We start from the raw sequence: 19386 nt of genomic DNA on the forward strand, positions 1-19386 counted from the left end.
CTGGCCCACAATGACCCGGTGAACGACCCCGTACGCGCCTTCGCCGCCCTGCTCACCCCCGAGGGCCGCGCCCTCCTCGACGAGGTCCGCGGCACCGACCCGGCCAAGGAACTCGCCGTCGCCACCCGCCTGCGCCGCGACCACCCCGCCGACCTCGTCTCGGCGGCCCTCGGCCAGGCCCGGCTGCGCCAACGCGCGGCAGCGGCGAAGTTCACGCCCGAGGACGCCGACCGGATGTTCTTCACCCCGAACGGCTTCGAACAGTCCACCCGGGCAAGCGTCGCCACGTACCGCGCCGCCCGCCTCCTGGACCTGGGCGTGACCTCCGTCGCCGATCTCTGCTGCGGCATCGGCGGCGACGCGATCGCGCTGGCACGGGCGGGGGTACGGGTCCTGGCCGTGGACCGCGACCCGCTGACCGTGGCCGTGGCGCGGGCCAACGCGGAGGCACTGGGCCTGGCCGAGCTGATCGAGGTACGGGAAGCGGACGTGACGGACGTCGACACGTCCGCGTACGACGCCGTGTTCGTCGACCCCGCGCGGCGCGGCGGACGCGGCCGCATCTTCGACCCCGAGGCCTACTCCCCGCCGTTGTCCTGGGCCATCGGCGCCGCTACGACGGCCCCGCTCGCCGCGCTGAAGATCGCACCCGGGGTACCGCACGAGGCGATCCCGGCGGAGGCCGAGGCGGAGTGGGTCTCGGACGGGGGTGACGTGAAGGAGGCGGTGCTGTGGTTCGGGACGGGAGTGCGGCCGGGGGCGGTACGGGCAACTCTGCTGCCTGGACCGCGAGTTCTGCACGGGCGCGGGTTGCCCGACCCTGAAGTGCGTTCCGTGGGGCGGTACTTGTACGAACCCGACGGCGCGGTCATCCGCGCCCACCTCGTCGCCGAGGTCGCGGAGGAGGTGGGTGGTGGGCTCGTCGACGAGACCATCGCGTATGTGACGGCGGATGAGCTACGGCCGACCGCGTACGCCTCCGCTTACGAGATCACCGATCAACTCCCCTTCGGCGTCAAGAAGTTGAAGGCGTTGCTGCGGGAGCGCGAGGTGGGCGTCCTCACCGTGAAGAAGCGGGGGTCGGCTGTCGAGCCGGAGGAACTGCGGCGGAAGGTGAAGCCTCAGGGGCCCAACTCGGCGACGGTGTTTCTTACTCGGGTGGCGGGGGCGCCGGCGATGTTGATCGGACGGCCTGTCTGACGGCGCTGCGGAGCGTGCTGCCGGGGAGGACTCGGCGGGAGGCACGGGACGCGTCGAGGATCCCTGCCAGCGCGAGGCCCTGTCCGCCGACAGTGTGCGGTCGGCTCAAACCTCCGCGCCCGCCGCGCATGTGACGGCCCGTCGGATTCCGACACCGCGCCTCCACAACGTCGTCCTACGATGCCTCCGCCGCCCGGCGCAGCAGGAGTTGGCGTTCGCGTTCGTTGCGGGCCAACGAAGCCGCCCGGGTGAACTCCGTCTTCGCCTCCGTCGTACGGCCCAGGCGGAGGAGCAGGTCGCCGCGGACGCTCGGGAGCAAGTGGTAGTCGCGCAGGGCCGGTTCGGAGGCGAGGGTGTCGACGATCTCCAGTGCCGGGGCCGGGCCCTGTGCCATCGAGACGGCGACCGCGCGGTTCAACTCGACCACCGGGGACGGGGATCGGGCGGCGAGGAGGCCGTACAGGGTCGCGATCGTCGGCCAGTCCGTCTCGTCGTAGGTGTACGCGTGGGCGTGGCAGGCGGCGATGGCGGCCTGGAGGGCGTAGGGGCCGGGGGCGCCGGTGGAGACGGCGTCGGCACGGCCGAGGGCGGTGATGCCGCGGGCGATGAGGAGGCGGTTCCAGCGGCGGCGGTTCTGGTCCTTGAGGAGGACGGGGTCGCCGTTCGGGGCGGTGCGGGCGGCTGAGCGGGAGGCCTGGAACTCCAACAGGGAGGCCAGGGCGTGCACTTCGGGCTCCTTCGGCATCAGGCCGGCCAGGAGACGGGCCAGGCGGAGCGCGTCCTCGCAGAGGCTCGGGCGGAGCCAGTCGTCGCCCGCCGTCGCCGCGTAACCCTCGTTGAAGATGAGGTAGATGACGTCCAGGACCGAGCCCAGGCGGGCCTCGCGGTCGGGGCCGTAGGGGACCTCGAAGGCGACGTTCTTGGTGGCGAGGGTGCGTTTGGCGCGGACGATGCGCTGGGCGATCGTCGGCTCGGGGACGAGGAAGGCGCGGGCGATCTCGGGGGTGGTCAGGCCGCCGAGGAGGCGGAGGGTCAGGGCGGTGCGGGCCTCCGGGGACAGCACCGGGTGGCAGGTCGTGAAGACCAGGCGCAGGAGGTCGTCGTCGATGTCGTCGGGGGCCGGGGGTTCCTCGGGCGGGGCCGTCGTCTCCAGGGTGCGGCCGATCTCCTGGAGCTTGCGGGCGTAGTTCTCCCGGCGCCGGATCAGGTCGACGGCGCGGTGCCTGGCCGTCGCCATGAGCCAGGCGCCCGGGTTGTCGGGCACACCGTCCCGCGGCCACTGCTCCAGCGCTGCGACCAGCGCGTCCTGCGCGAGTTCCTCGGCGATGCCGACGTCGCGGACCAGGCGGGCGACGGCGGCGATGATGCGCGGGGACTCGATGCGGAAGACGGTCTCCAGAGCGGTTTCCGGAGCGGTCACGGGCGAGGTGGGTTGTGCTTCCGGTTCCACAACCCACCATCGAACACCTCTGGTGCTCTCAAGCCAAGGAAGGCCCGCAGGGCGGGAGGGGCTCAGCCCTCAGCGATCTCCCGCACCTCGCACGTGACCGTCCAGAACTCCTCGTGCACCTTCAGGAACCGCTTCGTCCACTCGATCGCCTCGGCCATGTCCTTGCACTGCATGAGCGCGTAGCCGCCGACGACCTCCTTGGACTCGGTGAACGGCCCGTCGGTCACGGAGATCTTGCCGCCCTCCCAGTGCACGCGGGCGCCCTGCGCGGTCGGGGTGAGGCCGGCGGTGTCGAGCATGACGCCGGCCTTGGTGATCTCCTCGATCAGCTCGCCCATGCGCTGCATCAGCTCGGCGCTGGGGCCCTCGGCGGGGGCGGTCTTCTCGTCGATCTGCACGAGGGAGAGGTAGCGGGGCATGGTGACTCCTCGGTTCGTTCTCTGGCGTTCTCCGGCCGGGCTCTTCCCGGCCTTTCAACCATGCGTCGAACGAGGGGCGGGCGGATCGACACACTCGCCGGAAAACCTCGAAGATTTTTTCCGCCCACCTGTTTTCGCAGGTCAGGTACCTCTCATCCGATCCCTCAGCGCAGCGACTCCCACAGATCGCTCGCCGCCGGCTCCTTCGCCACCACCCGGTTCGGATCGGACGGCGCCGTGACGTTCGGCATCGTCACCGTCGTCACCGCGTCCGCCGACAGGCCCTTCAGACTCTGGCCGAGGCTGATCAGTTCGCTCAGGGAGTCGAGGCCGGTGTCGGTGGTGAGGCTGTCGGTGACCGCGTCGGTGACCTCGTAGAGCTTGGTGGGGTCGGTGAGGAGGTCGTGGGTGGAGATCTGGGTCAACAGGGCCTTCACCAGCATCTGTTGGAGGCCTATTCGGCCGAGGTCGCTGCCGTCGCCTATGCCGTGCCTGGTGCGAGCGAGGGCCAGGGCCTGCTTGCCGTTGAGGTGGTGCGTGCCCTTCTTCAGGTGCAGGTGGCTGTCGTCGTCGTCGATGTCCTGCGTGGTCGTCACCGTGACGCCGCCCAGCGCGTTGACCAGCTTCGCGAAGCCCGCGAAGTCGATCTCTATGTAGTGGTCCATACGGACGTCCGTGATCGACTCGACCGTTTTGACCGCGCACACCGGGCCGCCCACCGAGTACGCGGTGTTGAACATCGCGTTGTACGCCACCGACGTGGAACCCCCCGACGACAGCGGGCAGGACGGGCGGGTGACGAGGGTGTCGCGCGGGATGCTGACGATCGTGGCCTTCTTACGGCCCGCGTCGATGTGGACGACCATCGCGGTGTCGGAGCGGGCGCCGGAGCTGCTGCCGCCGCCGAGCGCCTGGTTCTCCTTGCCGCTGCGCGAGTCGGAGCCGAGGACCAGGATGTTCAGGGAGCCGGTCGGCACCGGGGTGGCGGACGCGGACACGGCGGCCGACGGTGTGGTGACCGCCTTCGCGGGGCGGTCGGTGCCGAGCGCGCTGTCGATGTCGACGCTCTTGATGTTGCTGTTGAGGTGCCAGTAGGCCCAGCCGGCCGTGGCGACACCCAGGACGAGGGCACCGGCCAGAGTGAGGCCGGCGATCTTCAGCACTCTCGACCGCCGGCCCACGCGTCTGTCCTCGTCAACGTTCTCTGTGTCCGTCACGGAGAGGAACGTAAGTCCGAATTATTAGGAGAAAGTTAGGGGAAGCGTCCCGGTACGGTTTTCTGCGGAAAATCTCACGGTTCTCAGCCCCGCTTCACTCCCCCCGCCTCCCTCATCCCAGGGTCACCACCGGCATCGGATTGCTCCCGCTCCACGACGCGTTGAAGCCGAACGTCACCGAACCACCGTCCGGGACAGTCCCGTTGTAGCTCGCGTTCGCACAACTCACCGCCGTGCCCGACTGGGTGCAGGTCGCGTTCCAGGCCTGCGTGATCTGCTGGCCGGCTCCGTACGTCCAGCTCGCCTTCCAGGACGACAGCGAGGCCCCGGAGCAGGCGATCGTCACCTGCCCCGTGAACCCGGTGTTCCACTGGCTCGTCACGCCGTACGTCGCCGAGCACGCCCCGGTCGGCGGCGGGGTGGTGGTCGTGCCGCCGAGCGCCTCCGAGAGGCCGTAGTACGCCGGTTTCGGTGCGTAGTCGGCGTCGTACGGGGTCGCCGCACCGTAGCCCGGGAACGTGCTGTCGACCCAGGAGTCGGAGTCGGTGAAGCCCCACACGGTGACGTTCACACAGCGCGTCACGGCGACGCAGGCGGCCATGACGCTCTTGAAGTCGGCCTTCTGCTGGGCGAGTTTGGCGCTGTCCGCCGGGAGTGCCATCCGTACGTCCAGCTCGGTGATCGCCACGTCCACGCCCAGGTCGGCGAAGCGCTGGATGTTCTGCTGGAGGGTGGCCGGGACCTGGCCGAGGATGAGGTGGGCCTGGAGGCCGACCCCGTCGATCGGGACGCCCGCCGCCTTCAGGGACTTGACCAGGTTGTAGAGGGCTGTGGACTTCGCGTTGACGCCCTCGACGTTGTAGTCGTTGATGTACAGCTTGGCGGCCGGGTCCGCCGCGTGCGCCCAAGTCAGCGCCTGCGCTATGTAGTTGGCGCCGAGGCCGTTGTACCAGAGCGTCGAGCGGTACGTGCCGTCCTCGTTGAAGGGTTCGTTCACCACGTCCCAGGCGGTGATCTCGCCCTTGTAGCGGCCGACTTCGGTACTGATGTGGTTCTGCAGCAGGCTGCTCAACTGGGCCGACGTCCAGGTGCCGTTGGTCAGCCAGCTCGGGTTCTGGCTGTGCCAGACCAGGGTGTGGCCGCGCACCTGCTGGTTGTGGGCCTGCGCGAAGGCGACGATCTGGTCCGCCTCCGACCAGTTGAAGCTGCCCTGCGTCGGCTCGACCGTCTCCCACTTCATGGCGTTGCCGGGGGTGAGCGAGCTGAACTGGCCGCCTGCGATGGCGCCGTACGTGCCGGTGAGCTTGGAGCCGGTGACCGCGGTGCCGACGACTTTGCCCTTCGCGGCGGCGAGGTCGCGCAGCGGGGTGTCGGCGGCGTGCGCGGCGGGTGCCGCGAAGAGCATGACGGCGCCGGTGAACAGGGCCGCCAGGGACAAGCCGGTTCTCAGAGATCTCATTGCGGGTGCCTCCGAAAGTTTCGGTTGTGCAACCGATTGGCTTCGGAGGAGTGTGGGGCGACGCACCCCACTCGTCAATACGTCACCTTCCGGCCACCGGGGTCACCCGGCGGGCGGTGCCGTACTGCTCCGCACCACCAGGCTCGTCGCCAGCTCCACCCGCCGCGCCGCCGAGGTCTCCTGCTCGCGCCCGAGGTCGAGCACCAGCTTGGCCGCCGCCTCGGCCATCTCGGTGAGAGGCTGTCGTACGGTCGTCAGCGGTGGGCCGACCCAACGGGCGACCGGCAGATCGTCGAAGCCGACCACGCTCAGGTCCTCCGGGATGCGCAGCCCGAGTTCGCGCGCGGCCTCGTACAGGCCGAGCGCCTGGAGGTCGTTGCCGGCGAAGACGGCGGTGGGCCGGTCGGGCCGGCGCAGCAGCTCAAGCCCCAGCCGGTAGCCGGCCTCGTGGTGGAAGTCGCCGGTGGTGATCAGCGAGGGGTCGACCGGCAGCCCGGCAGTCTCCAGCGCGGCCCGGTATCCGTCGACCCGGGCGCGGCTGCACATCATCCGGGACGGTCCGCTGATCGCGCCGATCCGGGTGTGGCCGAGTTCGACCAGGTGCCGGGTGGCGGCGAGCCCGCCCTGCCAGTTCGTCGCACCGATCGACGGCACGTCCGCACCCGGGTCGCCGGCCGGGTCCATCACCACGAACGGGATGGAACGGCTGGTGAGCAGCGCGCGCTGCGACTCGTCGAGCCCGGAGAGGACGAGGATCACGCCGTGCGGGCGACGCGCGGCGACCTGGTCGGCCCAGGTCCGGCCGGGGGTGAGCCGTCCCGCGCTCTCACTCAGGACCACGCTCAGCCCGGAGTCCCGCGCCACGTTCTCCACGCCCCGGATGACCTCCATCGCCCAGGCGCTCTCCAGCTCGTGGAAGACCAGGTCGATCAGCGGGGAGCGGGTCGCCTCGGCGCGGCGGCGCCGGTAGCCGTAGACGCGGAGCAGGTCCTCGACGCGGGTGCGGGTCGCGGGGGCGACGTCGGCGCGGCCGTTGAGGACCTTCGAAACAGTCGGAGCCGACACTCCGGCCTCGCGGGCGATCTCGGCGAGCGTGGCGGTCTGGGTCGGCCGACCCGCTGTCTGGGTTTCGGCGGAATCCGGGGCTGTCATGGCGGCGATCGTATCCCTGCGCGACCTCTTGACGAACCCCCCGGCGCGCCTTACGTTCCCGGAACATTCGTATAACGGCTCGAAACATTCGCACGAGAGGTGCTGTCCATGGAGCCCAACACGTCCAACGGCGGGCGTACGTTCAGCAGGCGCTGGGTGCTCGGCGCCGGTGCCACCACCCTGCTCACCACCGGGCTCACGGCCTGCGGCTCCAGCGGCAGCACCGGCGGCAGCGGCACGGTGACCGCCTTCACCTACGGCGACGACGCGGCGAAGGTGCAGGTCAAGGCCGTCACCCGGTTCAACGCGTCGGCGGCGGCGAAGAAGGCCAAGGGCAAGATCAAGCTGGAGAAGGTGCCCGGCACCGACTACCCGGCCAAGCTGCGCACCGCGATGGGCTCACCGAACGCGCCGGACGTCTTCTTCAACTGGGGCGGCGGCTCGATCAAGGCGTACCAGGAGGCCAACCAGCTGGTCGACCTCACCGACACCATCAAGTCCGACCCGGTCCTCAAGGACGGCTTCCTGCCGTCGGTGCTCGCGGCGGGCGCGCTCAAGGGCAAGAACTACGGCATACCGATGCGCGGTATGCAGCCGGTGATCCTCTTCTACAACAAGACCGTCTTCGCCGCGCACAAGCTCCAACCGCCCACCACCTGGGCCGGGTTGCTCGACATCAACAAGAAGCTCAAGGCCGCGGGCATCACCCCGTTCGCGCTCGGGGGTGCCGATATCTGGCCCGAGTTGATGTGGCTGGAGTACCTGGTCGACCGGATCGGCGGGCCCGAGGTCTTCGACAAGATCAAGAACGGGGACGCGTCCGGTTGGGGGGACCCTGCCGTTCTCAAGGCCGCCGAGACCGTCAAGCAGCTCATCGACGACGGGGCGTTCGGGAAGGGGTTCAGCTCTGTGTCGTACGTCAATGGGGGCGCGCCTGCGGTGTTCGCCAAGGGCAAGGCGGCGATGCATCTGATGGGGTCGTGGGAGTACTCGACGCAGCTCGGGAAGTTTCCCGACTTCGCCAAGACGAACCTGGGGTGGTTCGCCTTCCCCAAGTACGAGGGCGGGGCTGGTGATATCCGGAACGTGGTCGGGAACCCCACCAACTACTGGTCGGTGAACGCCCGTACGGGTAACAAGGATGCGGCGATCGCGTTCCTTCGTGACTGTGCGTCGGAGGCGTATGCGAAGGACCTGGTCGCCAACGGGGATATTCCGACCACGTCCAACGCGGAGAAGTTGCTGGACTCCTCGCCCAACCCGGAGTTCGCGAAGTTCCAGTACCAAATGGTGCAGCAGGCGCCGGCGTTCACGTTGAGCTGGGATCAGGCGGTGGATCCGGATGTGTCTACGCCGATGCTGACCGAGATCAACAAGCTGTTTGTGGGGAAGAGTTCGCCGGCTGAGTTCGTTTCGGCGCTGAAGGGGTTGAAGTGAGGTCGCGCAGTTCCCCGCGCCCCTATCGGGGCGCTTCACCTCACGGCGTGTGGGCTGTGCCCGGGGTTTTGTTTTTTGCCTTCTTCGCCATCGCCCCCATGGTGCTCGCCGTGTACCTCTCCTTCACCAAGTGGAACGGGCTCGGGGATCCGAAGCCCGTCGGGCTTGCCAACTGGGAGAAGTTGCTGCACGACGATCGGCTGACCCAATCCCTCACCGTTACCGTCCTGTTGACGGTAACCAGCTGGGCCTTCCAAACCGTCGTGTCTCTCCTCCTCGGCGTTTGGGCGGCCGGGCGGCAGCGCAACCGGGCGATCCTCTCCGCGATCTTCTTCGTGCCGTTTCTGCTCTCCTCGACGGCGATCGCCCTGCTCTTCTACGCGCTGCTCGACCCGAACTTCGGTGTCATTCATCAGGACACGCTCGGGTCGACGAGTGGGGCGTTTCTCGCGATCGTGTTTGTCGGGGGGTGGCAGTTCATTCCCTTCCACACGCTGATCTATCAGGGCGGGGCACGCCAGATCCCCGAAGTGCTCTACCAGGCGGCGGCAATTGACGGCGCCGGGCGCTACCGGCAGTTCTTCTCGATCACGTTGCCCCAACTCCGCAACACGGCGACGACATCCAGCGTGCTGATGATCGTCGGCTCGCTCACCTACTTCGAGACCGTGCTGATCCTCACCCAGGGCGGCCCCGGCACGGACACGGCGATCCTGCCGTACCTGATGTACGAAGCCGGCTTCAAGAGCTACGACTTCGGCTACGCGAGCGCGATCGCGACCTTCCTGGTCGTCATCGCCACCGCGCTCTCCCTCGTCCTTGTCAGGCTCACCGGTTTCGGCGCCATGCGCAGTACCCGCGAAGGGATGTGACGGAGTGTCACATGACACGTTGCCGCGTCCGGTGAAGACGGCGGGGGAACCGGTGGAGCCTCCGCACACCCGTCGGCGCCGGCACTGGACCAAACGCCCCAACCCCGTCGCCGGGCTCGGCTCGCTCCTCTGGCTCGCCGTCGTCATCGTGCCGATCTACGCGATGATCTCGGCGTCCCTCACCCGCCAGGACAAGGCCCTGGGCAACAACGCCCTGAAGCCGCCCACCGATCCGACCTTCGCCAACTACAACACCGTCCTGCACAACGGCTTCGGTCACTTCCTCGCGAACACGGCACTGGTCGCGGCGGCGGTCGTAGGGATCGTGCTCGTGCTGTGTGTGCCGCTCGCCTACGTGGCCGTACGCACGCGCACGGTCTGGTCGAGCGGCGCCTTCCGCCTGTTCCTGATGGGAGTGGCGATCCCGGCGCAGGCCGTCGTAGTCCCCCTGTACCTGATGATCGCCAAACTCGACCTGTACGACAGCCTGTTGGCGGTCATCCTCCCGACGGCGGCGTTCGCGATGCCGGTCTCCGTGCTGATCCTGACCGGCACCCTGCGGGACATCTCGGAGGACCTGTACGAGGCGATGGCGCTCGACGGCGCGTCGGCGACGCGGATGCTGTTCCAGCTGGTCATCCCGATGACCAAGGGCGGTATCAGCACGGTCGTCATCTACGCGGCGCTGCAGGCCTGGAACGGTTTCCTCTTCCCGCTGATCTTCACCCAGTCCGACGGGCCGAGGGTCCTCACGCTCGGACTCTTCAACTACGTCAGCCAGTTCGGCGTGAACATCCCGGCGCTGCTCGCCTCGGTCGTCCTCTCCGGCATCCCGATCTTCGCCGTCTACCTGGTGGCCCGGCGCGCCCTGGTCGGCGGCCTGATGGGCGTAGGCGGCAAATGATCTCGGCTGACCCCCGGCAGCCGAACCCCCGTTCTCTGACAGGAGTTTCATGACCACCGCCCCCTGGCGCGACCCCGCCCTGCCCGCCGCCGCCCGCGTCGACGACCTGCTCGCCCGGATGACCCTGGAGGAGAAGACCGCCCAGCTCTACGGCGTGTGGGTGGGCGCCGCCACGGACGGCGACGGAGTCGCTCCGCTCCAGCGGGAGATGACCTCGGAGTACGACTGGGACGAGCTGATCACCCTGGGTCTCGGCCAGCTCACCCGTTCCTTCGGTACGGCGCCGGTGGACCCGGAGTTGGGCGCGCAGGCGCTGGCCCGGGCGCAGCGCCGGATCGCGGCGGCGGGGCGTTTCGGCATCCCGGCGGTGGCCCACGAGGAGTGCCTGGCGGGGTTCACCGCGTGGGGTGCGACGGCGTATCCGGTGCCGTTGGCGTGGGGCGCGAGCTTCGACCCGGGGCTGGTCGAGGAGATGGCCCGGCACATCGGCGCGGACCTGCGCGCGGCCGGCGTCCATCAGGGTCTCGCCCCGGTCCTGGACGTCGTACGGGATCCGCGCTGGGGCCGGGTGGAGGAGACGATCGGCGAGGACCCGTATCTGGTGGGGACCATCGGTACGGCTTATGTGCGAGGCCTGGAGTCGGCCGGGGTCGTCGCGACGCTGAAGCACTTCGCCGGGTACGCGTCCTCGGTGGGCGCGCGGAACCTGGCTCCGGTGCGGGCCGGGGTACGGGAGTTCGCGGACGTGACCCTGCCGCCGTTCGAGATGGCGCTGCGGGAGGGCGGGGCGCGCTCGGTGATGGCGGCGTACAACGAGACGGACGGCGTACCGGCGTCGGCAGACCCCCGCCTGCTGACCGAACTCCTGCGTGACGACTGGCAGTTCACCGGCACCGTGGTCGCCGACTACTTCGGCATCGGCTTCCTGGAAACGCTCCACCGGGTGGCGGCCAGCCCGGCACAGGCGGCCCGTGCGGCGCTGGAGGCGGGCATCGACGTAGAGCTCCCGACCCTGAAGTGCTACGGGAAACCGCTGGTGGAGGCGGTGCGGGCGGGGGAGATTGCGGAGTCGCTGGTCGACCGGGCGGTGCGCCGAGTGCTGTTGCAGAAGGCCGAGTTGGGGCTCCTAGACGAGGACTGGTCCCCGGAGCCGACCGGGCGGATCGACCTCGACTCGACGGCGAACCGCGCCCTGGCCCGCCAACTGGCGGAGGAGTCAGTGGTGTTGCTGGACAACCCGGACGGCCTGCTGCCGCTGACACCGGACGCGCGCATCGCCGTGGTCGGCCCGCGGGCGGCGGACGCTCTGGCCATGCTCGGGTGCTACTCCTTCCCGTCCCACGTGGGTACGCACCACCCCGAGGTACCGATGGGCATCGAGATCCCCACGGTGCTGGAGTCGCTGCGGGCCGAACTCCCGGACGCCAAGGTGACGTTCGCGGAGGGGTGTGACGTCTCCGGCCCGGACACCTCCGGTTTCGAGGAGGCGGTGGCGCGGACGGCGGAGGCGGACGTGTGCGTGGCGGTGCTCGGCGACCGCGCGGGCCTGTTCGGACGCGGCACGTCGGGCGAGGGCTGCGACGTGGCGGACCTCCAACTGCCTGGTGTGCAAGCCGACTTGCTGGACGCCCTGGTGTCGACGGGCGTCCCGGTGGTCCTGGTCCTGCTGACCGGCCGCCCCTACGCGCTGGGCCGCTGGCACGGCCGACTGGGCGCGGTGGTCCAGGCGTTCTTCCCGGGGGAGGAAGGCGGCCCGGCGGTGGCGGGAGTGCTGTCGGGCCGCGTCAACCCGTCCGGCCGCCTCCCGGTGAGCGTCCCGCACATGCCCGGCGGCCAGCCATGGACGTACCTGCAACCCCCGCTGGGCCTGGCCGACGAGGTCAGCAGCCTGGACCCGACCCCGCTCTACGCCTTCGGCCACGGCCGCTCGTACACGACGTTCGCGTGGGAGCCCGCCGAATCAAGGGAGTTGGAGATCGGCACGGACGGCTCCTACGACCTGCCCCTCACCGTCCGCAACACCGGCGACCGCACCGGCACGGAGATCGTCCAGCTCTACCTCCACGACCCGGTCGCCTCGGTGACCCGGCCGGACGTCCGCCTGATCGGTTACCAGCGCCTGGAGTTGGGACCCGGCGAGGCGACGCGGATGACCTTCCACTTCCATTCGGACCTGTCGGCGTTCACGGACCGCTCGGGGCGCCGGGTGGTCGAGCCGGGCGTACTGGAGCTGAGGTTGGGGGTTTCCAGCGCGGAGGTACGCCACACGACACGGCTGACGCTGACGGGTCCCGTGCGGGTGGTCGGGGCGGAGCGGCGGTTGCGGTGCGAGGTCGGCCTCGGCGAGTGACGCCGCCGGCCGTCCTCGGGCGCTACCCTCTGGCCTTGCCCCGGGCCGCCTGTATCAGTGCCGTCACGCCGAGCAGCGCGAACGCCACGACCAGGAACGTCACGACCTCCAGCAGCGGCGGCAGCGTGTGCTCGGTGATGAGGGATGTGATCGTCATGGCCACGGCCATGAAACCGAAGGACAGGACCACACGCTTCAAGAAGAGCCTCCCGACGGTCTGTTGGGTGATGTGCGAGGGCGGCGCCGGGGGCAGAACCCTTGTTACTCGCCCACCGACTCGAACCGCCACCGATGCACCGCCCGCATGGCCAACTCCCCGTCCGGCTCGGGGAGTTCGGGCAACTCGGTATCGTACTCCGCGTCCCACCACGTGATGACGAGAACCCGGTCCTGGGGTCCGCGCAGGAACTCCCGGCGCAGGGGCTCGGCCGGGAGCCGCTGCTCCCGTGCCCAGGCGAGCAGTTCAGCGCCCCGCCCCGGGACCGCCCGGGCCTCCCACATCAACGCGACCGTCGTCACGAGTACAGGTTCTCCTTGCTGACCTCGTGCACGTGGTCGTGGTGGTGATGCCCCGGGACGTGCGGGTCGGTCACCGGGAGGGACGAGTCAGCGGACAGGTCCCAGTCCGAGGGGACCCGGTTCCGGGCGACCATCTCCGCACCCAGCGCGGCGACCATCGCGCCGTTGTCCGTGCACAGCTTGGGGCGCGGGACGCGAAGACGGATGCCGGCGGCCTCGCAGCGTTCCGCCGCCAGTGCGCGCAGGCGGGAGTTGGCCGCCACCCCGCCGCCGATCATCAGGTGGTCGACGCCCTCGTCCTTGCAGGCGCGTACGGCCTTGCGGGTCAGGACGTCGACGACGGCCTCCTGGAAGGACGCCGACACATCGCGCACCGGCACGTCCTCGCCCGCCGCCCGCTTCGCCTCGATCCAGCGGGCCACGGACGTCTTCAGCCCGGAGAAGGAGAAGTCGTACGCCGGGTCGCGCGGCCCGGTCAGTCCGCGCGGGAACGTGATCGCCGTGGGGTCGCCCTCCTTCGCGTACCGGTCGATGACCGGGCCGCCCGGGAAGCCGAGGTTCAGGACCCGCGCGATCTTGTCGAAGGCCTCGCCCGCCGCGTCGTCGATGGTCGCGCCCAGCGGCCGTACGTCCGAGGTGATGTCCGAGGACAGCAACAGCGAGGAGTGACCGCCGGACACCAGCAGCGCCATGGTCGGTTCCGGCAGCGGGCCGTGTTCCAGCTGGTCCACGCAGATGTGCGAGGCGAGGTGGTTCACGCCGTAGAGGGGCTTGCCGAGGGCGTAGGCGTAGGCCTTGGCGGCGGAGACGCCGACGAGCAGGGCACCCGCGAGTCCCGGCCCCGCCGTGACCGCGATGCCGTCGAGGTCACGGGCGCTCACGCCCGCGTCCTTCAGCGCGCGCTGGATCGTCGGGACCATCGCCTCCAGGTGGGCGCGGGACGCCACCTCCGGTACGACCCCGCCGAAGCGGGCGTGCTCGTCGACGCTGGACGCGACCGCGTCCGCCAGCAGGGTGGTGCCGCGGACGATGCCGACGCCGGTCTCGTCGCAGGAGGTCTCGATGCCCAGGACGAGAGGCTCGTCGCGTGAGTCAGTCATGGATCTCGGTTCCTTGTACGGAAGGCGACCCCGCAGCGGAGCTGCTGTCGGGATCTGTGGTCAGGCGCATCACCAGGGCGTCGACGTTGCCCGGCTGGTAGTAGCCGCGCCGGAATCCGATCGGGGCGAAGCCGAAGCGCTCGTACAGCTTCTGCGCGCGGACGTTGTCGACGCGGCATTCGAGCATGACCTCGGCACACTCGAACTCGCTTGCCGCGGTGAGGAGTTCGGTCAGCAGGGTGGAGCCGAGGCCGGTGCCCCAGTGGTCGCGGGCGACGGCGATGGTCTGGATGTCGGCCTGGTCTCCGGTGGTGGCGAGGCCCGCGTAGCCGATGAGCCGGACACCGCCCTCGTACTCGGCACCGGTCACCTCGGCGACCAGGTATCGGCGGGTCGCCTCGGCGCCCCGCGCGTGTGCCAGTTCGGACCAGAACATGCCCCGGGACCAGGCGTCCTCGGGGAAGAGGTCCTTCTCCAGCTCCAGCACGGGGTCGATGTCCCACCAGCGCATCTCGCGCAGCCGAGGGTTCGGGGATTCGGTCACTTGGGGGTGACCACCTTGTAGTTCTTGGGCACCTGGGCGTCGGGACGGCGCAGGTACAGCGGCCGGGGCGCGGGGAGTTCGACGCCCGCCGCGAGTCTCTCGGCGGCCAGCGAGGCGAGCGCGGCGGCGGACACGTGCTCCGGCTCGTGGGCGGACGGGAAGGTGTCCGGGTAGAGCAGCGCACCGGCGCCGACGGCGGGCAGTCCGGCGACCTGCTCGGCGATGTCGGCGGGCCGGTCCACGGCCGGGTCGGTGACGCGGGTCCGGGAGTCGGCGTAACGCGCCCAGTAGACCTCCTTGCGCCGCGCGTCCGTGGCGACGACGAAGGGGCCGTCGAGGTCGGCGGCGTAGGCGAGGCCGTCCAGCGTGCACACACCGTGCACGGGCACGCCGAGCGCGAGCCCGAAGGTGTCGGCGGTCATCAGGCCGACGCGCAGCCCGGTGTAGGGGCCGGGGCCGATGCCGACGACGATTCCCGTGACGGCGTCGAGCGTGAGCCCCGCGCCGGCGAGCACGTGGTCGACGGCCGGGAGCAGCAGCTCACCGTGGCGGCGCGCGTCCACCTGACTCGACGAGGCGATGACGGCCTCGCCGTCGTGCAGGGCGACGGTGACGGCGGGGGTGGCGGTATCGAGAGCGAGCAAGAGCACGCAAACAGCCTACGGCTCCGGCGCCGCGAGCACGGCCGCCCCGGTCGGCCCGGCCCCGGCTGCTACGGTCACCTAGGGTCACCGGACTTACGGGACGTACGGGACCGTACGGGGCACCGTCACAGGACGTAGACGTATGAGACGCGGAGGTGGGCGCTGATGGCCGGCAGCAGCTCGGGAATCGTGGCCGGGCTCACCGTGGCGGCGGTCGCCACGGTCGGATTCCTCGCCTACCAGGCGTCGGCGACGGTCCCGGCCGGACTGGGGAGCACGGCCCACGCCAGCACCTCCCCCGCGGCGGTGGCCGCCAAGAAGGCCCCACGCGACAAGAAGAACCCCACCGCGCTGCCCGCCGGCTCCGGCACGGGCGAACGGGTCGTGTACTCGGTGGACGACGACCGGGTGTGGCTGGTCGCCAAGAACAACAAGGTCAACCGCACGTTCAAGGTCACCCCCGGCACGGTGGACCCACCCACAGGCACCTATCCGGTCACCTCCCGCTCGAACGCCATCACCGGCACCGACGGCACCCCCATCCAGCACGTCGTCCGCTTCACCAACGCGGACAACGTCGCCATCGGCTTCAGCGCGGCGGTCAGCGGCGCGACGGACGCCCCCGACCCGACGACGAAGTCAGGCGGCATCCGCGAATCGATCGCCGACGGCGCGGCCATGTGGGAGTTCGCGACGATCGGGCAGAGCATCGTCGTGATCCGCTGAGCAGCTCAACCGGGGGCCAGGCAACCCCCTGCTTTTCAGGGGCGCGGGGAACTGCGCGCCCAGCCACAACGCGCCCGCAGACGAACAACTACGCGGCTTTACTCCGCTCAACCGGCGGAGCCTCCGGCGCACGAGGCGGCGTAGAAACCGCCCTCGCCGCCTCACCCGCCGCCAACAACTCCCGCATCGACACCCCGGCAAACACATGCGGCTCCGGACGGTCCTGGTTCTCTGAAGCCGACATGGACGCCTCCTGGGGCCTGGGGCAGACGTAGTTAGGTAGACCTAACTACGAACTGGATACCATGTGACCACGCCCGAGACCTCGAACGCAACATCTTGCCGACACCTTGTCGGAACCCACACCCCTCGCACCCCCGGTCAGCCGCCGAGCACGCCCAGTTCAACCGCGGCCCACCGCGCCCCGAGCCCGGTGACAGTGACGTGCCGTACCTCGTCCGTCGTATCCCCGACGGCTCGGTGGATCACGAGTGAGAGCCGGTCGTCCGCCAACTCCTCGACCTTGCCCTCACCCCACTCCACGACGATCACGGACTCGGGCAGCGAGACATCGAGGTCGAGGTCCTCCATGTCGTCGAGCCCGCCGCTCAGGCGATACGCGTCGACGTGCACAAGCGGCGGCCCGTCCCCCAGCGAGGGATGCACACGGGCGATCACGAAGGTCGGCGAGGTAACCGCCCCCCGCACCCCGAGCCCCTCCCCCAGTCCCCGGGTCAGTGTCGTCTTGCCGGCGCCCAGCTCACCCGTGAGCATCACGAGGTCGCCCGCGCGCAGCAGTTCGGCGAGGCGGCGTCCCAACTCCCGCATCTGCTCAGGGGAGTTGACGGTGATCGAAACGGACAGGGGCTCAGCCGCGTTGTGCGGTGCTGCTGGTGCTTCCATAGCCACTTACGGTAGCCCCTGTCGGCACGGCACCCGCGCGGGTGAGCAGGTCGGCGAGGCGGTCGGTGACCACTTCCGGGTGCTCCAGCATGACCAGGTGCCCGGCGTCCGGCACGAGCACCAGCTCGGCGTCCGGCAGCAGGTCGGCGATGGCCTCGCTGTGCTCACTGGGCGTGACGAGATCGCCGATCCCGGCCAGCACGAGTACCGGCATGTCCTTGAAGTGGGGCAGGGCGGCGGTCTTGTCGTGGTCGGTGAACGCCGGATAGAACTCGGCGACGACATCGATCGGCGTGCCCTCGATCATCCGCTCGGCGAACCGCGCGACCGCCGGATCGACGTCCCGCGAAGCGAACGAGTACCGCTTGATGATCCCGGCGAACAGATCGGCGGTGGCCCGCCGCCCCCGCTCCACCAGCGCGGCCTGCTGCCCGAGCGCCTTCAGCACACCGGGCAGCACCCGCCGCACCGCGTTGACCCCGGCGACGGGCAGCCCGAAGTTGACCTCGCCGAGCCGCCCGGAGGACGTACCGACGAAGGCCGTGGCGACGACCCGGTCGCGGATCAGGTCGGGGTACTGGTCGGCGAGGGCCATGATCGTCATGCCACCCATGGAGTGCCCGACGAGCACGATCGGCCCCTCGGGCACGGCCGCGTCGATCACGGCCTTCAGGTCGCGCCCCAACTGGTCGATGGTGAGCGGCATGTCGTCTTCCAGCTGCGCGACCCCGCGCGCGGAACGCCCATGGCTGCGCTGGTCCCAGTGCACGGTCCGCACGACCCCGCGCAGGGCGGCCCGCTGGAAGTGCCAGGAGTCCTGGTTGAGGCAGTACCCGTGGCTGAAGACGACAGTGACGGGAGCGGGTGCCTTGCGCCCGAAGAGCCGCCGCCGCTTGGGCGTGACGGCGACGTCCGGCTCGATGTCGTCGACCTCGTAGTACAGCGCGGTGCCGTCGTCGGCCTGGGCCGTGCCCGGGGTGCCGCGCAGCGAGCCGTACGGCCCGGTGGAGTCGAGCGCCAGCCGGGCCCGCTCGCGCATCCCACGCCCGACGGTCATCCGCTCTATGGCGACACCGGCCGCGGCACCGGCGGCGATCACACCTATCGCGGCGCCCGCGATACCGGTGACCTTCCGCCAGTTCCCGCCCGCCCCCGCGGCGGCGGAGGCGACCGCGGCGACCGCCTCCGCACTGCTCTCGCTCACGTGCCGCTCCTCTTCACGTCAGGACCCTGCGCTACGTCGTCTCCCTCATACCCGGGGATGACCTCACCGACGACCTCGGGGACGATCTCTCCGACGACCTCATTGACGTAGACGCGGGGAACGCGTGTTCCGATGCGGGTCACGATCTCGTACGCGATGGTGCCGGCGGCCTGCGCCCAGTCCTCGGCGGTGGGCTCACCGCGGTCACCGGCCCCGAACAGGATCGCCTCGGCCCCGGCCTCCAGGTCGTCCCCACCCAGGTCCACGACGAACTGGTCCATGGCGACCCGCCCCGCGACCGTCCGCCACTTCCCGCCGACGAGCACGGGCCCGGTACCGGAGGCATGTCGCGGAATGCCGTCCGCGTACCCGACGGGGATGAGTCCGAGGGTGGTCGCACCGGGCGTGACGTAGTGATGGCCATAACTGACCCCGTGCCCGCCAGGCACCTGCTTCACGAGCGCGACGGACGCCTTCAGGGACATCACGGGCCGCAGCCCGAAGTCGGCCGAGGACCCCACCTCAGGGCTGGGCGAGATGCCGTAGACGGCGATGCCGGTCCGGACGAGGTCGAAGTGTGAGTCGGAACGGGTGAGCGTGGCAGGCGAGTTGGCGATGTGCCGCACCTCTGCCCGCACCCCACGCTCTTCCGCGTACGACACCATCTCGCGGAAGAGGGCGAGTTGGGCGTCGGTGGAGGGATGCCCGGGTTCGTCGGCGCAGGCGAGATGAGACCAGAGCCCGGTAATACGGAGAAGCCCTTCGGCCTCCGCGCGGAGGGCGCCCCCGACCAGCTCGGCCCAGTCGTCGCCGGGCTGGCACCCGTTGCGCCCGAGCCCGGTATCGGCCTTGAGCTGCACGCGCGCGGGGAGTCCGGCAGCACGAGCGGCCGCGACGACCTCCTCCAGGGCCCACATCCCGCTCACCGCCACATCGAGATCGGCCTCGATGGCCTCCCGCCAGGGCCCGCCCGGGGTCCACAGCCAGCACAGGATCCGCACGCCGTCGGGCAACCCGGCGCGGGCCCGCAGGTCGAGCGCCTCCTGGGGCGTGGCGGTACCGAGCCAGGTGGCGCCCGCCTCCACCGCGGCACGCGCACAGGGCACGGCCCCATGGCCGTAGGCATCGGATTTCACGACGGCCATGAGGGCCGCGCCCGGCGCGAGGGCGCGCAGAGTCCGCACGTTGGCCCGCAGGGCGCCCAGATCGATCTCGGCGCGGGCGCGCAACGGTGCGGTGGACTGTGTCTCTGTCTCGTTCATGGCACCCCCAGTGTCTCAGAGGGG

General features: G+C 70.2%; 19 protein-coding genes. 6 read left to right on the top strand and 13 right to left on the bottom strand.

Annotated features, from left to right (window positions below; translation table 11 throughout):
• Nucleotides 1–18 precede the first annotated feature (18 nt).
• Nucleotides 19–1200, top strand: coding sequence for a methyltransferase domain-containing protein (locus tag ACGFY9_RS31470; RefSeq protein WP_393759773.1), 1182 nt, complete (start codon nucleotides 19–21; stop codon nucleotides 1198–1200).
• Between the two features lie 175 nt (nucleotides 1201–1375).
• Here ACGFY9_RS31470 and ACGFY9_RS31475 read toward each other — a convergent pair whose 3' ends face one another.
• The 5 genes from ACGFY9_RS31475 to ACGFY9_RS31495 form a co-directional block, all read right to left on the bottom strand.
• Nucleotides 1376–2650, bottom strand: a complete 1275-nt coding sequence (locus tag ACGFY9_RS31475) for an RNA polymerase sigma factor (protein WP_393759775.1) — start codon at nucleotides 2648–2650, stop codon at nucleotides 1376–1378.
• A gap of 62 nt (nucleotides 2651–2712) precedes the next feature.
• Nucleotides 2713–3069 carry a YciI family protein gene (locus ACGFY9_RS31480; RefSeq protein ID WP_019055574.1) on the bottom strand — a complete coding sequence of 119 codons (357 nt, stop codon included), beginning with the start codon at nucleotides 3067–3069 and terminating at the stop codon, nucleotides 2713–2715.
• A gap of 164 nt (nucleotides 3070–3233) precedes the next feature.
• Nucleotides 3234–4286, bottom strand: coding sequence for an LCP family protein (locus ACGFY9_RS31485; RefSeq protein ID WP_393759777.1), 1053 nt, complete (start codon nucleotides 4284–4286; stop codon nucleotides 3234–3236).
• 112 nt (nucleotides 4287–4398) lie between these two features.
• Nucleotides 4399–5745 (bottom strand): endo-1,4-beta-xylanase, encoded by a 1347-nt coding sequence (locus ACGFY9_RS31490; protein WP_393759779.1) that lies wholly within the window; start codon nucleotides 5743–5745, stop codon nucleotides 4399–4401.
• Between the two features lie 102 nt (nucleotides 5746–5847).
• Nucleotides 5848–6897 (bottom strand): LacI family DNA-binding transcriptional regulator, encoded by a 1050-nt coding sequence (locus tag ACGFY9_RS31495; RefSeq protein WP_393759781.1) that lies wholly within the window; start codon nucleotides 6895–6897, stop codon nucleotides 5848–5850.
• Nucleotides 6898–7005: 108 nt separating this feature from the next.
• Between ACGFY9_RS31495 and ACGFY9_RS31500 the strand changes: the two genes are divergently transcribed.
• The 4 genes from ACGFY9_RS31500 to ACGFY9_RS31515 are packed head-to-tail and all read left to right on the top strand — an operon-like array spanning nucleotide 7006 to nucleotide 12460.
• Complete coding sequence (locus tag ACGFY9_RS31500; RefSeq protein ID WP_393759783.1) at nucleotides 7006–8334, top strand: ABC transporter substrate-binding protein; 1329 nt, start codon at nucleotides 7006–7008, stop codon at nucleotides 8332–8334.
• On the top strand, nucleotides 8331–9206 hold the full coding sequence (locus tag ACGFY9_RS31505; RefSeq protein WP_393759785.1) for a carbohydrate ABC transporter permease: 876 nt from the start codon (nucleotides 8331–8333) through the stop codon (nucleotides 9204–9206). Before ACGFY9_RS31500 ends, ACGFY9_RS31505 begins: the two co-directional genes overlap by 4 nt.
• Before the next feature lie 31 nt (nucleotides 9207–9237).
• Nucleotides 9238–10110, top strand: a complete 873-nt coding sequence (locus ACGFY9_RS31510) for a carbohydrate ABC transporter permease (protein ID WP_393760022.1) — start codon at nucleotides 9238–9240, stop codon at nucleotides 10108–10110.
• A gap of 49 nt (nucleotides 10111–10159) precedes the next feature.
• On the top strand, nucleotides 10160–12460 hold the full coding sequence (locus ACGFY9_RS31515) for a glycoside hydrolase family 3 N-terminal domain-containing protein (protein ID WP_393759787.1): 2301 nt from the start codon (nucleotides 10160–10162) through the stop codon (nucleotides 12458–12460).
• Between the two features lie 22 nt (nucleotides 12461–12482).
• Here ACGFY9_RS31515 and ACGFY9_RS31520 read toward each other — a convergent pair whose 3' ends face one another.
• From ACGFY9_RS31520 to tsaB, 5 genes are all read right to left on the bottom strand, one after another.
• Nucleotides 12483–12659, bottom strand: a complete 177-nt coding sequence (locus tag ACGFY9_RS31520) for a hypothetical protein (protein ID WP_393759789.1) — start codon at nucleotides 12657–12659, stop codon at nucleotides 12483–12485.
• 62 nt (nucleotides 12660–12721) lie between these two features.
• Entirely contained in the window at nucleotides 12722–12961 is a 240-nt protein-coding gene (locus tag ACGFY9_RS31525) for a hypothetical protein (protein WP_393760024.1), read from the bottom strand.
• A 14-nt stretch (nucleotides 12962–12975) separates the two neighbouring features.
• Nucleotides 12976–14079 (bottom strand): tRNA (adenosine(37)-N6)-threonylcarbamoyltransferase complex transferase subunit TsaD, encoded by a 1104-nt coding sequence (tsaD, locus tag ACGFY9_RS31530; RefSeq protein ID WP_393759791.1) that lies wholly within the window; start codon nucleotides 14077–14079, stop codon nucleotides 12976–12978.
• Nucleotides 14072–14590 carry a ribosomal protein S18-alanine N-acetyltransferase gene (gene rimI / locus ACGFY9_RS31535; RefSeq protein ID WP_393760026.1) on the bottom strand — a complete coding sequence of 173 codons (519 nt, stop codon included), beginning with the start codon at nucleotides 14588–14590 and terminating at the stop codon, nucleotides 14072–14074. Before rimI ends, tsaD begins: the two co-directional genes overlap by 8 nt.
• Before the next feature lie 29 nt (nucleotides 14591–14619).
• A complete protein-coding gene (tsaB, locus tag ACGFY9_RS31540; RefSeq protein WP_393759793.1) occupies nucleotides 14620–15273 on the bottom strand; it encodes a tRNA (adenosine(37)-N6)-threonylcarbamoyltransferase complex dimerization subunit type 1 TsaB in 654 nt (217 codons plus the stop codon).
• Between the two features lie 159 nt (nucleotides 15274–15432).
• Here tsaB and ACGFY9_RS31545 point away from each other — a divergent pair, with 159 nt between their 5' ends.
• Nucleotides 15433–15993, top strand: a complete 561-nt coding sequence (locus ACGFY9_RS31545) for a hypothetical protein (protein ID WP_393759795.1) — start codon at nucleotides 15433–15435, stop codon at nucleotides 15991–15993.
• Nucleotides 15994–16374: 381 nt separating this feature from the next.
• On the opposite strand, the gene tsaE is transcribed toward ACGFY9_RS31545, so the two are convergent.
• Genes tsaE through alr form a run of 3 tightly spaced genes read right to left on the bottom strand, consistent with a single transcriptional unit; the run spans nucleotide 16375 to nucleotide 19362 of the window.
• A complete protein-coding gene (tsaE, locus tag ACGFY9_RS31550; RefSeq protein WP_393759797.1) occupies nucleotides 16375–16896 on the bottom strand; it encodes a tRNA (adenosine(37)-N6)-threonylcarbamoyltransferase complex ATPase subunit type 1 TsaE in 522 nt (173 codons plus the stop codon).
• Nucleotides 16862–18100, bottom strand: coding sequence for an alpha/beta fold hydrolase (locus tag ACGFY9_RS31555; RefSeq protein WP_393759799.1), 1239 nt, complete (start codon nucleotides 18098–18100; stop codon nucleotides 16862–16864). Before ACGFY9_RS31555 ends, tsaE begins: the two co-directional genes overlap by 35 nt.
• Nucleotides 18097–19362 (bottom strand): alanine racemase, encoded by a 1266-nt coding sequence (alr, locus tag ACGFY9_RS31560; RefSeq protein ID WP_393759801.1) that lies wholly within the window; start codon nucleotides 19360–19362, stop codon nucleotides 18097–18099. The genes ACGFY9_RS31555 and alr overlap by 4 nt, the downstream gene beginning before the upstream one ends.
• Between the last annotated feature and the right edge of the window lie 24 nt (nucleotides 19363–19386).

Source organism: Streptomyces sp. NPDC048504 (genome assembly GCF_043200035.1).
Lineage (GTDB): Bacteria > Actinomycetota > Actinomycetes > Streptomycetales > Streptomycetaceae > Streptomyces.

Bases quoted from the DNA above. Each gene is read 5' to 3' on its own strand.
- ACGFY9_RS31480 (WP_019055574.1), bottom strand. From the start codon at position 3,069: ATGCCCCGCTACCTCTCCCTCGTGCAGATCGACGAGAAGACCGCCCCC.
- ACGFY9_RS31490 (WP_393759779.1), bottom strand. From the start codon at position 5,745: ATGAGATCTCTGAGAACCGGCTTGTCCCTGGCGGCCCTGTTCACCGGC.
- ACGFY9_RS31495 (WP_393759781.1), bottom strand. From the start codon at position 6,897: ATGACAGCCCCGGATTCCGCCGAAACCCAGACAGCGGGTCGGCCGACC.
- ACGFY9_RS31500 (WP_393759783.1), top strand. From the start codon at position 7,006: ATGGAGCCCAACACGTCCAACGGCGGGCGTACGTTCAGCAGGCGCTGG.
- ACGFY9_RS31515 (WP_393759787.1), top strand. From the start codon at position 10,160: ATGACCACCGCCCCCTGGCGCGACCCCGCCCTGCCCGCCGCCGCCCGC.
- ACGFY9_RS31525 (WP_393760024.1), bottom strand. From the start codon at position 12,961: ATGTGGGAGGCCCGGGCGGTCCCGGGGCGGGGCGCTGAACTGCTCGCC.
- tsaD (WP_393759791.1), bottom strand. From the start codon at position 14,079: ATGACTGACTCACGCGACGAGCCTCTCGTCCTGGGCATCGAGACCTCC.
- rimI (WP_393760026.1), bottom strand. From the start codon at position 14,590: ATGCGCTGGTGGGACATCGACCCCGTGCTGGAGCTGGAGAAGGACCTC.
- ACGFY9_RS31545 (WP_393759795.1), top strand. From the start codon at position 15,433: ATGGCCGGCAGCAGCTCGGGAATCGTGGCCGGGCTCACCGTGGCGGCG.
- tsaE (WP_393759797.1), bottom strand. From the start codon at position 16,896: ATGGAAGCACCAGCAGCACCGCACAACGCGGCTGAGCCCCTGTCCGTT.
- alr (WP_393759801.1), bottom strand. From the start codon at position 19,362: ATGAACGAGACAGAGACACAGTCCACCGCACCGTTGCGCGCCCGCGCC.